The organism is Balneicella halophila (assembly GCF_003096835.1).
Taxonomy (GTDB): domain Bacteria; phylum Bacteroidota; class Bacteroidia; order Bacteroidales; family Balneicellaceae; genus Balneicella; species Balneicella halophila.
Window position 1 is genome coordinate 193044 of record NZ_QENZ01000004.1, and the last position, 17082, is coordinate 210125.

General features: G+C 34.4%; 13 protein-coding genes and 2 pseudogenes. 2 read left to right on the forward strand and 13 right to left on the reverse strand.

Annotation, left to right across the window (positions count from 1 at the left end):
- Window positions 1–2 precede the first annotated feature (2 nt).
- Window positions 3–2312, forward strand: a complete 2310-nt coding sequence (gene tamL, locus C7377_RS05810; RefSeq protein ID WP_116496403.1) for a translocation and assembly module lipoprotein TamL — start codon at window positions 3–5, stop codon at window positions 2310–2312.
- Window positions 2313–2324: 12 nt separating this feature from the next.
- Window positions 2325–3230, forward strand: a complete 906-nt coding sequence (locus C7377_RS05815) for a YihY/virulence factor BrkB family protein (protein WP_116496404.1) — start codon at window positions 2325–2327, stop codon at window positions 3228–3230.
- Window positions 3231–3277: 47 nt separating this feature from the next.
- On the opposite strand, the gene C7377_RS05820 is transcribed toward C7377_RS05815, so the two are convergent.
- The 13 genes and pseudogenes from C7377_RS05820 to mfd form a co-directional block, all read right to left on the reverse strand.
- Complete coding sequence (locus C7377_RS05820; protein WP_243408302.1) at window positions 3278–4375, reverse strand: CNNM domain-containing protein; 1098 nt, start codon at window positions 4373–4375, stop codon at window positions 3278–3280.
- Between the two features lie 29 nt (window positions 4376–4404).
- Window positions 4405–5007, reverse strand: a complete 603-nt coding sequence (locus C7377_RS05825) for a HutD family protein (protein ID WP_116496406.1) — start codon at window positions 5005–5007, stop codon at window positions 4405–4407.
- A 53-nt stretch (window positions 5008–5060) separates the two neighbouring features.
- A pseudogene (locus C7377_RS05830) lies at window positions 5061–5719 on the reverse strand (ABC transporter permease).
- Window positions 5720–5858: 139 nt separating this feature from the next.
- Window positions 5859–6487: pseudogene (locus C7377_RS05840) on the reverse strand (ABC transporter ATP-binding protein).
- A gap of 155 nt (window positions 6488–6642) precedes the next feature.
- Entirely contained in the window at window positions 6643–7083 is a 441-nt protein-coding gene (locus C7377_RS09845; RefSeq protein ID WP_394336362.1) for a hypothetical protein, read from the reverse strand.
- A gap of 84 nt (window positions 7084–7167) precedes the next feature.
- Window positions 7168–7422: an acyl-ACP thioesterase domain-containing protein gene (locus C7377_RS09850; protein ID WP_207778437.1), complete on the reverse strand. Its 255-nt coding sequence runs from the start codon at window positions 7420–7422 to the stop codon at window positions 7168–7170.
- A gap of 295 nt (window positions 7423–7717) precedes the next feature.
- Window positions 7718–7849: a hypothetical protein gene (locus C7377_RS09735; RefSeq protein ID WP_262494793.1), complete on the reverse strand. Its 132-nt coding sequence runs from the start codon at window positions 7847–7849 to the stop codon at window positions 7718–7720.
- Between the two features lie 3 nt (window positions 7850–7852).
- Window positions 7853–8230: a YccF domain-containing protein gene (locus C7377_RS05855; RefSeq protein ID WP_116496411.1), complete on the reverse strand. Its 378-nt coding sequence runs from the start codon at window positions 8228–8230 to the stop codon at window positions 7853–7855.
- A gap of 113 nt (window positions 8231–8343) precedes the next feature.
- Complete coding sequence (locus C7377_RS05860) at window positions 8344–10761, reverse strand: S9 family peptidase (protein WP_116496412.1); 2418 nt, start codon at window positions 10759–10761, stop codon at window positions 8344–8346.
- Window positions 10762–10878: 117 nt separating this feature from the next.
- The gene (locus tag C7377_RS05865; protein ID WP_116496413.1) at window positions 10879–11736 is read right to left on the reverse strand and encodes a CPBP family intramembrane glutamic endopeptidase; all 858 of its coding nucleotides are present in this window, start codon (window positions 11734–11736) and stop codon (window positions 10879–10881) included.
- 320 nt (window positions 11737–12056) lie between these two features.
- On the reverse strand, window positions 12057–12863 hold the full coding sequence (rluF, locus tag C7377_RS05870) for a 23S rRNA pseudouridine(2604) synthase RluF (RefSeq protein ID WP_116496414.1): 807 nt from the start codon (window positions 12861–12863) through the stop codon (window positions 12057–12059).
- Window positions 12864–12872: 9 nt separating this feature from the next.
- Entirely contained in the window at window positions 12873–13568 is a 696-nt protein-coding gene (locus tag C7377_RS05875) for a cysteine hydrolase family protein (RefSeq protein ID WP_116496415.1), read from the reverse strand.
- A gap of 101 nt (window positions 13569–13669) precedes the next feature.
- Window positions 13670–17023, reverse strand: coding sequence for a transcription-repair coupling factor (mfd, locus tag C7377_RS05880; protein ID WP_116496416.1), 3354 nt, complete (start codon window positions 17021–17023; stop codon window positions 13670–13672).
- Window positions 17024–17082: the final 59 nt, after the last annotated feature.

Genomic DNA, 17082 nt, shown 5'->3' on the forward strand with positions numbered 1-17082 from the left:
CGATGAATAGACAGTTTTACTATATCTTAATTATAAGTGCTTTTTCTTTGGGAATCATCTCCTGCGGAACTTCCAAATTAGAAAAAGGAGAACATTTATATACAGGGGCTGATATTGAGATCGTAACAGATTCACTATCAAAGAAAGAAAAGAAAGAGTTGAAAGAGGGAATCAAAGAGAATTTGACTCCAAAGCCTAATACCAGCTTTTTAGGACTAAGACCTAAACTGTTTATTGGAAATCTTGTGGGTGAGACTAAAAAGAATAAAGGCATCAAGCACTGGATAAAAACAAAATTGGGTGAAGAACCGGTGCTTTTGCAGGATGTTGATAGGGTATTTAATAATGATATCGCTGTGAACTATGCTGAGAATAAAGGTTATTTCAATGCTAGAGCCTCCTATGAAACCAAGCAAAAGAATAAAACGGCAGAGGTTAAATATACATTAAAGCCTGGACAGCGTTATATAATTAAAGATTTTACTTACGAGCTGGATTCAACAACAATCGGGAAAGCAATAGCAGAGGTTGCTGATAAGACGTTCATTAAAAAAGATAATCCATTTGATTTGGATGTAATTAAAGCTGAACGGGAACGAGTGGACGCACTTTTGAAGGAAAGAGGTTTCTATTTTTTTAGTCCCGATCATCTCATTGTAGAAGCAGATAGTACGGTAACTGAAGATGCAGAGGTGAGTATGAAGGCTATGTTGAAAGAAACTACGCCTGAATTAGCTAAAAAGAAATTTCGCATCAATAAGGTGGTCGTTTTTGCCGATTACAATGTTAATGAATTAACTCGTAAAGGCTATGAAATTCCGTATAATACAGATTCTTTAGAGATTTACGATCAAATGTACATCATCGATCCTGACAATAGATTTAATCCTAAGATGTTTGACAATTCTTTACAGTTTGAAACAGGTGAGATTTATAGTAGGAAAGATCATAATTTGACCTTATACCGTCTGAATAGTCTCGGTGTTTACAAGTTTGTAAAGAATGAATTTTTTATTGCAGACTCTGCAAAAAACTTATTTGATGTTTATTATCTGCTGACACCCAATGAAATGCAGACTTTACGTTTAGAGACTACTGCTAAAAGTAATTCTGCAGACTTTGTTGGTGGCGAGGTAAATCTGAATTGGACACATCGTAATATTTTCAAGAGGGCAGAACAATTACGCTTTTCAACCTATACATCCTTAGGCATGCAGGTGGGCGGTAAACGTGACGATAATAATATTTACAAAACAGGTGCGAGTCTTGAGTTATCAATCCCTAGACTAATAACACCTTTTAAGTTGGATGTTTCTGGTGGTTTTGTACCTAGGACGAATGCTAAAATTGGGTATGAGTATATCAACAGATCGAGTTTGTACGCTTTGCATAATTTCAATACTTCTTTTGGATATTTATGGAAACACAATCGCAGGATAGAGCATGAGCTTAAACTTTTTGATGTTTCTTTAGTGTATTCCCAAAACGTTACAGATAAGTACAAAGATTTGATGGAAGATAATCCTGTTTTGCAAAGAGTAGTTGAAGATCAATTAATTTTTGGACCAATTTACAGCTTTACTTATACCACCACAATGTATCCTAAGCGGAATACCGTTTATTATAGAGGGATGATTGACTTGGCTGGAAACATTACTGGCTTGGTTACTGGAGCAGATGCTAAAGAAGATAAGCAAAAGGAGATTTTTGATATACCATTTAGTCAGTTTGCAAAAATGGAACATGATTTTCGATATTATCATGATTTTTCAAAGAGACATAGTATTGCAACCCGCTTAATAGCAGGAATTGCTTATCCATATGGTAACTCAGAATACATTCCTTTTTCGAGACAATTTTTTGCTGGTGGTACAAATAGCGTAAGAGCATTTAGAGCTAGAACCCTAGGACCGGGTAGTTATAATCCTGAAGACCAAGATGCTTCATTTTTCTTTGATCAAGGAGGCGATATTCGTTTAGAGATGAATCTAGAATATCGAGCCAAGTTGTGGAAGTTTTTAAATTTTGCAGCCTTTGTCGATGCTGGCAATATCTGGCTAGTAAATGAAGATGAAGAAAGGCCAGGTGGAAAATTTTCTAAGAATTGGTATAAGGAAATAGCTATGGGAGCAGGTCTCGGTGTGCGTTTTGATTTCAGTATTTTAATTTTAAGGTTGGACTTAGCTATACCGATTAGAGTACCTTACTATGCTGAGGACGAACGCTGGCGTTTTGATGATATTGATTTAGGAGACAGCCAGTGGAGAAAAGATAACTTAATGTTGAATATAGCCATTGGATATCCATTTTAACGCGATTAAATTATGAAAAAGAAATTAGCATTTCATTGGAATGTATTGAAAAAAACAGTTGAATCCTATACGGATTCTAATGTATTTATCCAATCGGCGGGGTTGGCGTATTCTGCTATATTTTCTATACCCGGTTTATTGATTATGATTATTTGGCTTGCAGGTATTTTCTTTGGCGAACAGGTTGTGCGAGGTGAAATTATAAGACAAATTCAAGATGTATTAGGAGCAGACGCTGCAGAGAGTATTCAAAATATTATTCAAAAGGCTATGATTGAAAAGGATAATTTTTGGATGAAAGCCATAGGAGTTTTAGCACTTATTTTTGGTGGAACAACTTTATTCTTTATGTTGCAAAAATGTTTAAATAGCCTTTGGGGAATTGAGCCAAAGCCGAAACAAGCGATTCTTAAATATGTATTAGACAGAGCAAATTCTCTAGGATTAATATTAATGATTGGTCTTTTAATGGTAATAACCATGGTGCTTTCCACTATTGTTACGGCTCTAAATCATATCATCACTCAAGAATTTGGTTTAGAAACCTATAAACTCTTTCAACTCGTTAATTTTGGTGTGGGATTCGTTTTGATTATGATTATTTTCGGAGTGATATTTAAGGTGTTGCCTGATGTGAAAATTCAATGGAAAGCAGTCTATGCTGGTGCTTTCCTTACAGCAATATTATTTACGATAGGGAAGTACTTATTAACGATATACTTCGCTGAATTTGATCCAACTTCTGTGTATGGAACTGCTGGTACCATTGTTCTTATTATGATGTGGATAAATTATTCCTTCCTAATTATACTTTTTGGTGCAGAATACACGAAAGTATATGCCATATTGAAGGGATATCGATTTGTCCCAGCAGAATTTGCAACTTGGGAAGATGAAGAGGATGCAGTGATAGAATAAAATGGCTAATGTTAAAGCAAAGATACGCTAATAAAATTCTAATGTAATTAGTCCTTTTTTTCAATACTTGCAATCCCTAACATATTGTATTTTGCTTGTCTTTTTTTCCAACGCTCTTTTGCAAAATGTTGCATATCCGCAACGGTATCTTTTTCATCAATGATTTCAAGGCCTAACAAAGTTTCAATAATATCTTCCATGGTTACAATGCCGTCTATGCCACCATATTCGTCGACAACTAGTGCAATATGTTCTTTTTTATTTAAGAGTTCTTCCCATAAGTTGAAAAGTACCATGCAGTTTGGTGCTATTACGATGTCTCTTTTAATATCTTTCAGTCTCAGTTTATTTTGATTATCAGCTAATTTCTCAAATACTTCTTGACGAAAGACATAACCATTTATATTCTCTTCATTTTTTGAATAAATAGGGATTCGTGAGAATTTTAGATAATCTTTGTTTTTAAAAAACTCTTTTAAAGACAACTTATCAGATGCGATCGTTACTACAACTCTCGGAGTCATGATTTCGCGAACAGCTACATCTTTCAGTCTTAGCAGGTTTTGAATAATTTGATGTTCTTTTTCTTGAAAGACACCCTCATCAGTACCGATGCTAGCTAATGCTGCAATTTCTTCGCGACTGGTCGATTGATCTTCTTCATCATTATTGAACATTTTTGTAATAAGTGCAGAAATCACCACTAAAGGATAAGTAATAAAGCTCATTATCTGAATAATAATACTGGTTATTTTTGCTAAGCCACGCCAATAGTTAGCTCCAATAGTTTTAGGAATTATCTCAGTAACGACTAGTATCAATATGGTTAATATGGCAGAAACGATTCCAAAGTATTCAGAACCGAAGACTTTTACAGCTTGCGCACCAACGCCTGCAGCACCAACGGTATGTGCTATAGTGTTAAGAGATAGTATCGCAGATAATGGCTTATCAACATTTTCCTTAAATTCAGTAAAAGTTTTTGCCCACTGATGGCCTTCTTTGGTCTTTACCAGTAGAAACGATTGTGGTGTAGAGAGCAAAACAGCTTCCATTATGGAGCAGAGAAATGATACTGATAATGCTAAAAATAAATATACTAAAAGTGTTGCCATAGAATGCGACAAAGATACATATATTATCATTTATATCTCATTTGAAAAATAATTGACTATCAGTCTATTATTACTTTTCCATAAAATAAACTTACGGATTGATTCGGTGAAATTTGTATTAAATTACTAGAACGGTTTTCTTTATCTGGAGAGAAAACCAAAAGTGACATTTGTGTTAAGTTGAGTGTGTCTACTATCTTGTCTTTTACACTTACTTGAATTGTCGGTTTGTTTTTATAAGAAAAAAGCCAAACGATTTCCTTTTCTTCGCATTCAAGCACTAAATCCTCAAGAGGGATTAGGTTTGTATAATTTGCAAAGCCTTTATGTCCATCTTTCAGCATGAAGTTAAAATCTCTGCATTTGCCTGTGCTTACTGTTTTTATGGCACCATCAAAAGTGTAGAGTTCGTTTATTGCTAGGGATTTGAAATTCTTTTCGTCATGACTTATGTTTAACCTGCCTTCAAGTGGTGCTATATATCGTTTATATCCTGAAAGGTCACTAAATACACTTTTATCTGTTTCTACAGTTGCTGAACTTAATCTGAAAAGAAAGTTCCTGTCTAGATAATCTGAATTTGGAGGATAGATAAAAAGTTCTGTAGTGCTACCACCAGCCCATTCACTCGTTTTAAATTCTGTGATTTTTTGAATTTTCATTAGTTATCTTTGTTCAAATTAACTAACTAAGATAAGATTCTCTCAGAATAAATTTATCTGAAAATCTCTTTTTTTAAGTTTTTATATGGATCAAAAGCTTTTCTGTTGGATACTATAATAGTAAGAACAGAAGTAAGTATAGTTGAAGAAAAAATAGTGATAAGGAGCATTATTTGATATTTGACAGCAACGTTAGGATTACTGCCACCAAGTATTTGACCTGTCATCATTCCCGGTAAAGAAATTAGTCCCATAATAGCAAAAGAAGCTATCCTTGGATTAAAAGCAATCTTTAAGGCATGACTCATAAATGGCTGTAAAGCTTCTTTTTTGTTTGCACCATTGGCAAGATGCCATCTGTAAAGATTTTCTTCGTTATTTATTTTTTTGTAGTAGGAGTCAAGGGCGATAATTACGTTTCGGATGGTATTACCCATGAGCATTCCTGTAATGGGAATAAAGTATTGTGCATCAAAAACATTGTCAAGCTTTATAACAACTCCCAGAAAATAAGCATCAGTTACAGCAATACTTATAATTCCTGACAGTAATACGGGAAGGAAGAATATTTTATATCTCAATCCAGTTCTTCGAACAATTGTATAAGTAGCGATTAAGCACATAATTATTACCCAAGCAACATTGAGCAAAGCATTATTTAACTCTAAATATAGTCTAAGTATAGTCCCACTAAAAAAATCTGTATGGTCATTCTTACAGTTGCTATTATCGTGTCCTTAACGAGTCCTGTTTTGTAATACCACAATATCTAAATTGGAATAAGCATGAGTGCGTATTCCATAAACAATTCAAGATAGTTAATATCAACAACTTTATCCATCGTTCAAGTATTATTTAATTTCTACAATATGGTCTGATTTGTCCATCCAATAATTGTTATGGGTAACAGCTAGGATAGTAAGCTCATCTTGACTCAAAATATAGTCTGTGACTTTTTTCTTTATGGCTGTATCTAAAGCAGAAGTAGGTTCGTCAATCAGAAGTAAGGGTTTCTTTAGTAATAAACAACTTGCAAGGATGATTCTCTGTTTTTGTCCTACGGATATCTCATTTACCTTTTTTGAAAGTAACTCCTCTGTAAGTTCAAACTCTTTTAGAATATCTGAAACTTCTTCTTTTGTGGGTTTCTGTTTCTTATTCACTTCAAACTTAAAAGGTGCATAAAACAGCTCCTCAGCAGTTTCAAGGTTTAATGAAGTATCCTGTGGTAACCATGCAATATTCTTTCGGATTTTAGTGGCTGTATCAGTACTAAGAGGAGTATCTTTGGTAATTATCTTTCCTTCATAATCGGGAATAAATCCACAATTGCATTTAATAATGTAGATTTCCCTGAACCGGATTCTCCTGTTATAGCAATCTTTTCACCTTTATTTACAGTTAGAGAAAAATCTTTGTGTATTACCTCATCATCGAAACTAATATTTAAACCTGTAATTTTAATTATTGGTTCTGTCATCCTAATTTGGAGTTTATAAACTATTCTAACCTCAAAATTACTGCTATTTAGTTACCTCTGTGCAGGAAATTGCCTTAGAAACAGTATAGATACAAGAGACTAAGTATGAACTATGATTTGTAAAAAAAGAACCAAGTAGGTAGTTGGGATTGTTTTTAGTTTTTCAATTTTCTCCAAACCGTTTGAGCTGTTGCACATACCAAACCTGTATTTTCAACTTTTACAGTATGTAAGAATGATTTATCTTCTGAATCCTCTTTATGGAGCATTTGGGTCATAGAAATTACTGTTTGTCCATATGTAGCCTCAGATATGAATCGACCATCTATAGAGAACATATAATAATTGTCAATAATTTCATCAGGGATTGATTCCAATACCCATTGTAAGTACCGGATATTATTTACGTGTTTATTTGTATCAGTATCAAATCTATTCACTTTATATCTCAAATGAAAATCAGGAGTAACGACAGGTTTTATCTTTTTATAAATATTACATTGGATACTTTCATCTTTACATATAGACCATCTTTCTTTTACTTGACTTAAGATTTGAGTTGGTCTCCTTCTTTTTATATCAAAGAATACCCACAATCCTTTAGCTCTTCCAATGATATTGTTTTGCTCATCATAAATAATATTCTCTCGCCATCCTTTAATAGCAGAGTACTTTGAAAGCTAAGTTTTTATCCTTATTTTCTCTTTATATTTAGGATAGCGAACAATCTGAACAAACCCAGAATATAGTACCCACCCGATTTTTTGCGCTTCCAGTTGGTATAAACTGTAGTCTATTGCATTACAATGTTCTGCAACAGCTTCTTCTAATAATACTAAAATTGAACTTGGAGTAGCTACTCCAAATTTATTCATCTCAAAATACCTTAATTCAAATTCCTTCTCAAAGTAATTTTTGTTTGACACATTTCCCATAACTTATTTACAGCGTCTATTCGTAAGTAATGCTGTTTGTTAAAAGTACGCAATATTCTTAGTCTTTAGCTTATGTTTTTTATTTGATGCGAAAGTTATAGAGGAAAACGTCTAATATCATCTTTAAAATATGGAGCAGAGCTCGTTATAGTTTTCTTCTTTGTATTAAGTAAAAGAGGATGGCTAGAGGAGATATAAAAAACATTGATAATAACCAGAATGTACGGTTATGAAATTTGGTTTTAAGCATTTCTAGAAAAAAGCACACCCATAAAAAAAGAAAAAGAACAATCGATTAAATCAGTAATGCATCAGAACTTTCCCAGTCATTTTTGGATGCTCTTAAACTTATTAGAAAGAAAATGGCACTAAAAACGTAAAGTAATTTAGCTGTCTTTAAACTGATGATAAAATTGTCTGTCTTCATAACCTAGTTATCATTTATAATTTTACGCCCGAAGGGAGTTAGAGCTAGACCTGCCAATTTCATATGTTGATTACCAAAAGGAATGCCGATGATGGTAATATAAAAAATCAAAGCAAAAATGAGATGAGTTAATGCTATCCAAACTCCACCGACAACTAACCAGATGATATTCATGATAATAGCAAGACAACCGGTGGCTTTCTCAGTCATAATAACTTTTTTATTAAAAGGCCATAGTGCCACACCTGCAAGCTTCATCGTTTGAAATCCAAAAGGAATTCCAATGATAGTTATAAACATAATCAGACTAGCGACAAAATATTCTATAGCGACGAGTATGCCTCCCAAAAGAAACCAAATAATATTTCCTAAAAGTTTCATAGATTTTATTCTTAATAATTAAAGATAAGTATTAGGTAAAAGTAAATAAAAAAAACAAAAAGCCCTACTTTCCTGCAGAGCTTCTTGGATTATCATAATTATAAGCTAATTCCTTACTTTTTTCTATTTTTTACATATTTCTCTAACCATTGGTCTTGTTCCCAAAGCAGATGGAGTATAGATTTTTTAGCTCTGTAGCTATGACTTTCTTTAGGTAACATAACCAAGCGAGTGGGGGCTCCAAAACCTTTTAATGCATTGAAGTAACGCTCACTTTGCAAAGGGTAAGTTCCAGAATTGTTATCAGCTGTTCCGTGAATCAGTAGCAATGGTGTTTTCATCTTGTCTACGTGCATAAATGGAGACATTGCATTGTAAACATCTGGAGCTTCCCAGTAATTTCTTTCCTCACTTTGAAAACCAAAAGGTGTCAAAGTTCTGTTATAGGCACCACTTCGTGCAATTCCTGCAGCAAATAGGTCAGAATGCGTCAAAAGATTCGCAGTCATAAATGCACCGTAAGAATGTCCGCCTACGGCAACTCTATCACGGTCAATATAACCCAAACTATCAACAGCGTCGATAGCAGCTTTGGCATTTGCCACTAATTGAGGCATGAAAGTATCATTAGGCTCCTCGTCGCCTTCGCCAACGATAGGGAAGGAGGCATCGTCTAAAACTACATAACCTCTTGTAACCCAATAAACCATAGAACCATAATACGGATAGATGAATTCATTAGGATTGGAAGTTGTTTGTCCTGCACTGCTCTTGTCTTTAAATTCGGTAGGATATGCCCACATTACCATTGGCATTTTTTCTTTCTTTTCCAGATCATAACCAACGGGTAAGTATAGTGTCCCAGAAAGTTCCAGCCCGTCTTCACGTTTGTATCTAATCACCTCTTTGTGAACGTCTTGTATGCTCTTAAATGGATTTTCGAAAAAAGTAATTTGTTGCAATGAGTTGTTTTTCTTGATATTGCGGATATAATAATTAGGATATTCCGTAGGAGATTCAATTCTCACTAAAAGTTTTCCTTTTTTCATATCTATTGCATAGAGAAGATTTTCCAATTTATCGTTGTAGTTCGATTGGTACAAGCGTTTTGTTTCCTTCGTTTTTAGATTGATTTCATCAACAAAAGGGAATTGTCCTTCTTTTGAGAATCCATCACCAATCAAGTAAGCCTTATCTTTATTAAGATCTAAGACATATTTACCAAATTGGTTCTTTCTCCTAGCAAATTCACCAGGGTCATTGTATTTATCTTGATAATTTCTATCGAACAAAACGGTAGCTGCTTGTTCCGACTTTGATGGATTGATAAGATAGGTTCTTATATTTCTAGTATTCCACCAATAATCTACAACGATTGCAGTGTTGTCATTACCCCAAGTGATTCCGGCATATCGATCCTTAGTTTTAAATAATGATTTTGGTTGTTGATTGAATGGAGCTTCTAGTGTAAATAGTTCATCGCGAAAATCAACTTTTTTTTCAGGATCACCCTCGTCAAGTGCTTCTGCCCATACCAAAGTTGCAGGTTTATCAGCACGCCAAGAGATGTTTCGTTTGCCTTTTCTTGTTGCCATAAAACCTTGAGGTCTTACTTCATCTAAAGGCACTTTATTCACAACTTGTACTTGTTCTCCATTGCTTTTATACAAAGTTACTGTTTGTGGAAATCGGTAGAAAGGAACGATGTAGGAGAAAGGTCTTTTGATAGTGGTAACCATTACATAGTTGCCATCAGGTGAGAACGATGCATCACTATACATTGCAGCTTCCTTCCATTTTGTTTTATTCCCGTCAATGTCTATTTTATATAGTTCTGATGTCGCTAAAGTTTCAAAATTTTGCTCATCATTGTTATTTTGTAATAAGTCTTGGTAAGTTCTGTTTTGTGCTTTTGCTCCGGTACTTTCTGTTACAGTTGGTCCTTCAGGTATTACCGACTCAGCATCTATTAGTGGTTTTCTGTTGGCAGGTAGCATTGCTACTAATAATGAAGCATTATCATTAAACCAAGAAATAATGCCACCCATATTAGCATTTATGGTAGGTTCACTAATTTTTTTTGCTGTGGCAGTTTCTATATCTAAAATCCATAGCTCTACACCATTTTCTACAGTATTAGTAAAGCTCATTTTGCTTTGGTCTGGAGACCATAAGAAATTGGTCAATCGTGCATTCTCTGGCAAACCTTTTACTTGTTTGGCTTCTTTGGAATTTACTTTCTGTATTTTAATATTATTACTATAAGTTACTCTGCTCCCGATATTTGTTTTGGGGTCAATTCGTAAACCACCGAGACGTAGCTCCTTTTGTGATAGCTCTTCCAGAGTTTTGTAGCTGTCTCTATAAAACATTACCATAGTTTCTCCCTTTGCGTCTAAGTTTACAGAGGGAGCACGTGGTACATCTACTAGTTCTAAAATTTCCTTTGGTGGTTTTTGATACGTTAATTTCTCTTGCGCCATTGTTACAGATGCAATTAATAATGTGAATACTACTAATTTAAGTTTCATTGTTTTTTAGGTTTTTTGAATTTACTAATTAAATTATTCTCCATATTTCTTAGTTAGTTCTGCTGACTAAGATATTAAATAAGTTGTGAGAATACTACTTTTGTTACAGGATATTTTTTATAAGAACTCTTTACTCGTTTTTTGTTTCTTCTCATAATACCAGACTGCTCCTACGACAATAAGTACTTCAGCTAGAAGGGAGAGGTATGAACCTTCAAATCCAAATGCTCCTCCGTTGAAATAATTTGGAGTACTTATAGAAAAATCTACTAAAGAATAAAAATCTTGACCGCTTACATTGAAACCAAATAGCGATTGGAAGAAATTCCAACTGAAGTGTAATGCGATAGGAAACCATAGATTTTTAGAATACATATAAACGACTCCAAAAGACAATCCTGCAAGAAATAAACTCAGCCAGCTGAACCATGACATATTCGGGTTGAATGCATGTAATGCAGCAAAAAATAGAGCGGAGATAATTAAAGCAATGTATTTATTGGTACTTTCTATAAGATTACGCAGAATATAACCTCGTGCAAAAACTTCTTCATTAACACCTACGATGATAAATAGGATTAAAGAGGCTAAAAAAATTAAGATGTTAAATGAAGTACCCTCTATCTCTATGTACCCACTCATATAGATTATGCCAAATCCAATGGACATAATGATTAACCCAAGGGCTATTCCGATAAGTATATCTTTTGCTCTGTTTTTTAGACTCAAACCTAAATCAATAAAGGGGCTCTTATCAACAGCTTTCATAAAAACCCAAACAATGCCAAGTGTTCCAAGTAGCCCAAAAAAATCAATTATAGTTCTGTCCCAATAATTTAAATGCTCTAAATCCTGCCATAAAGGAATTCCTAAAATTAGTCCCCCAATTAGTTGAAATATGCCTACAGCTAATATCCAAGGAATAAGAATTAATAAGGCTCTAGCCCATCCATATTTAGGTTTACTTAAGCTCATAATTCAAAAGTTTAAAAGTTTCTTATTTTTAATATATAATAAGTAGAACTTTAAATACTTTTGTTACAAGATTTCATAAAAAAGATAGGCATTCAACAGAATGCCTATCTTGTGAGAATATGGATTATATAATCTTTACTGTTTTTTGAATATCCTATATTGCCTTTTGAAAAGACTTGCACTAAAGAGAAACGCAAGACCGATAAGAATTGAATACTCTTTAAGAGGACTGTTCGGATAGAAATTAGGAATTAATGCGATAAACAGTAAAACAAAATTTACGATTAGTATCAGTGATAAAATAATAAGAGTTGCATTTTTCATAATTTTTTCTTCGTTCTATTTATTCTCGAACGTTTCTTTCTAAATGTTTTTACTGTATTCTCTTTTGGATTATCGGCATCATACGTTTTTTGCGAATCAGCAAGCAAAGTGTTTAGTTCTTTCAATTCTTTAGCTGTAAGTTCACGTATTTTTCCTACTGGAATATCGAGGTTGATATTCAAAACGCGAATACGCTTCAGCTTCACCACTTCGTAACCCAAATATTCACACATACGGCGAATTTGCCTGTTGAGTCCTTGAGTGAGCACAATGCGAAATGTGTGAGAATCAATGCGTTCTACTTCACATTTTTTCGTAACGGTATCCAATATAGGAATACCATTTCCCATTCTTCGGATAAACTCAGGAGTAATGAGCTTATTTACGGTTACGATGTATTCTTTCCCGTGATTGTTCCGAGAACGTAATATTTTATTGACTATATCCCCATCATTAGTCATCAAAATCAGTCCTTCACTGGGCTTATCTAAGCGACCAATTGGAAAAATTCGGGTAGGGTAGTTGATGTAGTCTATGATGTTGTTCTTTTCACGCTTCTGATCAGTAGTACACACAATACCTACTGGTTTGTGAAAAGCCAAATAAACGAATTTATCTTTGGTTTTTCCCACTGGTTTCCCCTCGACTGTAACTTTATCATTGGGGAAAACTTGCGAACCATTCTCCGCAAGTTTCCCATTGATAGTTACTTTTTTGGCTTCTACTAATTTATCAGCTTGCCGTCTTGAACAATAGCCGATTTCACTGAGGTATTTATTAATTCGTTTACTTTCCTGTGTCATTCTTTTTGATTAGAGATAATTTTCGATCTCATCAAACTTGATAAATTTTGCTCCTTTTTCTTTCCAAGTTTCGTAGGGAAGAGGAATATTTGGTAATTCTTTGATAGCATCTTCTATCACATATACCTCATAGCCTCTGTCTGCAAAACCAACGACAGCAAAATCGACACATACATTTGTTGCCACACCATAGATAAATACTTTTTTAGGATTGAGTGTTTCAACAATTTTATCGGTATGTGGATTTCCAGCAAAAACATCAAATAAATCTTTTCGAATAACGATATTACGATTTTTGCCTAATAGTGCCTCGGTAATATCATAATCTTTACTCCAATCGAAAACTAATGGATTATTGGGAGTCGTTGCTTTTACATATTTCTGTCCTTCAGTATTTTTCATACAATGGGGAGGGAAGGTATTCACAAAATCCGGCGTATCAGAGATTTCTTCAGAATCTTTTGTGTGATAATCACAAGTATTCATAACCTTAATGTCACGCTCCTTAGCAAACTTAGTGAGTTCAGCCAAGGTTGGCTCAATTTCTTCTGCATTTTCTACATACAGCTTACCGTTAGCTTTCATAAAGTCGATTTGCGTATCCACATTTACAAAAAGTACGTCTGTTGTTTTCTTTTTAGAAACACAGGAATTTAAACCTGCAATAGTAGCTATTAGTATCATAAATCCCACTATTTTTTTCATTTGTTTTTTAAGTTAATTAGAATAAAATATTTGTTGCAAATATAAACATTTTAACCTATAAAAAGCAGGTTTAGCATTCCCATAGAAATCATAGCTAGAGATTATCCTCTGGAGAATAGCCATAGTTTTTCAATAATTTCTAGCGCCTTATTCACATTATTGACTTTTTCGATTTTTAGTCTGAGTTTATCATTTTTTTCAGTGATGGCTATAGGAACTATTTGTATTTGAATGGCTTGTAATATTTTAGAGAATAATGCAGATTGATAAAAAGCAGAATCTCTATCGGAAACTAAATGAGCTATCAGAACCTTTTGCTTCATAATAATACGCTCCATTCCTAAGTCTTTTGCCATCTCTCTGATACGCACGATATTCATCAAGGCTTGAGTTTCTTCTGGTATCTCTCCAAAGCGGTCTTTCAATTTTGCACTAAACGCTTGTAATTCTTTCTCAGATGTTGTGTTGTCTAATTCTCTGTAGAGTCTTATTTTTTCACTCGTGTTTTCTACATAACTCTCTGGAATTAAAGCTTCAAAATCGGTATCTATCTGACAATCATTCACATATTCTTCTTGATTCATTTCTTCATTCTCAAAAAGCTCTTTAAATTCTGTAGTACGAAGTTCTAAAAGTGCTTCATCCAGAATTCTTTGATAAGTTTCATAACCGATATCTGAGATGAATCCGCTTTGCTCACCGCCAAGAAGGTTCCCGGCACCACGAATATCTAAATCTTGCATGGCTAAATTGAAACCACTGCCTAAATCAGAAAAATCTTCAAGCGCTTTCAGTCTTCTTCTCGCTTCCCAAGTTAGTGATTGTAACGGTGGAGCCAGTAAGTAACAAAATGCTTTGGTATTGCTACGCCCCACGCGTCCACGCAACTGATGCAATTCACTGAGACCAAATTGATGGGCTTGATTGATAATTATTGTGTTTGCATTGGCAATATCCAATCCAGATTCTATAATAGTTGTAGCAATAAGCACATCATATTGCCCCTCGATAAAGTTTAGTAGGGTTTTCTCTAGCTGGGCACCATCCATCTGCCCGTGACCAACGACTGTTGACGCTTCAGGAACTATCTTTTCAATATAAGCTTGCAATTCGTAAATATTTTGCACTCTATTGTGAATGAAGAATACCTGTCCTCCTCTATTTAACTCAAATAGTATCGCTTCTCTGATTATGGTATCATTAAACCCATGTAATTCAGTCTGAATTGGTTGGCGGTTTGGTGGGGGAGTATTTATAATAGATAAATCTCGTGCTCCCATCAAAGAAAATTGTAACGTTCGGGGGATGGGGGTAGCAGTAAGTGTTAAAGTATCGACATTTACCTTTAAATTTTTCAATTTCTCTTTAACGGCGACTCCAAAACGTTGTTCTTCATCTATTATTAATAATCCAAGATCTTTAAATTGTATGTTTTTACTGATGAGTTTGTGTGTCCCAATAATAATGTCAATTTGTCCTTCTTTTAAATCAGCGATAATTTCACGTTGTTTTTTTGCACTACGTAGTCGTGAAATATATTCTACTCTGCAAGGAAAATCTTTTAATCTTTTGCTAAAGGTGTTGTGATGTTGAAAAGCTAAAATGGTAGTGGGAACAAGTATAGCAACTTGCTTGTTGTCACTTACAGCTTTGAACGCAGCGCGTATGGCGATTTCCGTTTTTCCAAAACCGACATCGCCACAAACTAATCTATCCATAGGAGTCTTGCTTTCCATATCTTCCTTTACCGCTTGTGTTGCCTTTTCTTGGTCGGGAGTATCTTCATAGATGAAAGAGGCTTCCAATTCTTGTTGCAGGAAAGTGTCTGGTTGATAAGCATAACCTTCTTTAGCTTTTCGCTTCGCATAGAGTGCTATGAGGTCTTTAGCAATATCTTTAATCTTTGATTTAGTGCGATTTTTAAGATTTTGCCAGGCAGCAGTACCGAGTTTGTTTATTTTCGGTTCTTGACCATCTTTTTCTCTAAATTTGGAGATTTTATGTAAAGAATGTAGATTAACAAGAAGTATGTCGTTATCTCGATAAACCAGTTTGATAACCTCTTGATTTTTACCCTGCTCATTAATCTTCTGTAAACCAACAAATTGACCAACTCCATGATCGTTGTGAACAATATAGTCGCCAGGTTTTAAGCTCATTAGTTCACTTACACTAATGCCTCCTTTGGCTTTTTTATAACGTTCATTACGTAATTTATGTCTGTGGTATCGTTCAAAAAGCTGGTGGTCTGTAAAGCAAGCTATTTTTAAATCATTATCAATAAAACCTTCATGAAGCGTTTGGTTAATTGCCGTAAACGCCACATTAGCTTGTTTGTCCTCAAAAATGGCTTTTAATCTTTCCAGCTGTTTGCTGTTTTCAGACAAAATATAAGTCGATATTCCATCATCTGAATATTCTTTCAGCTTAGCTATCAGTAAATCAAAGTTTTTGTTAAACGAAGGTTGAGGAGAGATGTTGAACGTTAAATTTTGGTAGTTCTCTGGCGATCTGCCAATTCCCCAAGTGATATGATGCTCACTTTTTGAAATAATATCAGCTAGATTGGCTTCTGTCCATAATAGTTTTGAAGTAGGAACATCCTCACCTCCAATAGTCGTAGATTCATGTTTTTGAAGAATTTTATCTAAGCTGTTTTTTAAAGTTTCTTCTAAAATCTCTAGATTTTCGGTCCAAAAAAGTGTAGTGGAGGGCAGGAATTTATAGAACGGAACTAATGATTCAATGGTTGTGTTGGCAACTAGGTTGGGTATTATCTTAATGCTCTTTTCCTCGCTAACTGATAGCTGTGATTCTATTTCAAAACTACGGATTGATTGAATTTCATCATCAAAAAAGTCAATTCGGTATGGAGTATCATTACTAAAGGAAAAAATATCCAGAATACTTCCGCGAAGAGCAAACTGTCCAGGTTCATCTACGAAATCCACTTGCTCAAAGTGTGCATTGAGTAAAGTGTCAGCTAATTCAGAAATATCATAATTTTCTCCGGAATTTAATTTCAGTATATGAGTATTGAGAATTTTTTTAGTAGTTACCTTTTCTATAAGTGCATCAGGATAACTAACAATCACGAGTTTGCTTCTGTATCCTTCTAAATTTTGTAAGACTTCAGTACGCAAAATATCATTAGCATTGTTTTCATGTCCAAAGTTGGAGGTATTGGTAAAGGATGCCGGAAAATAAAGCAACTTGTATTCCGGCAAGAGTGTTTTTAAATCATTGAAAAAATAAGCCGCATCCTCTTGTGTGTTTTTAAGTATCACATTTACGCGTTTAGGGTTTTTGGCGGTAGCAAACACCACTGCGAGAGCAGACTGGCTAATGCCTTTGAGATAGAAATGTGAGTTGGTTTCTTTAAGCTCTAACACTTCACGAAGTTTCACCACTTCCGAGTGTTGAGCATATTTTTGCTTTATCTTTGATATTTCCACTTAAATTATCCCTTCATATATTTTACAGCAAAGATACATTACTCTTTTTAAAGATGAGA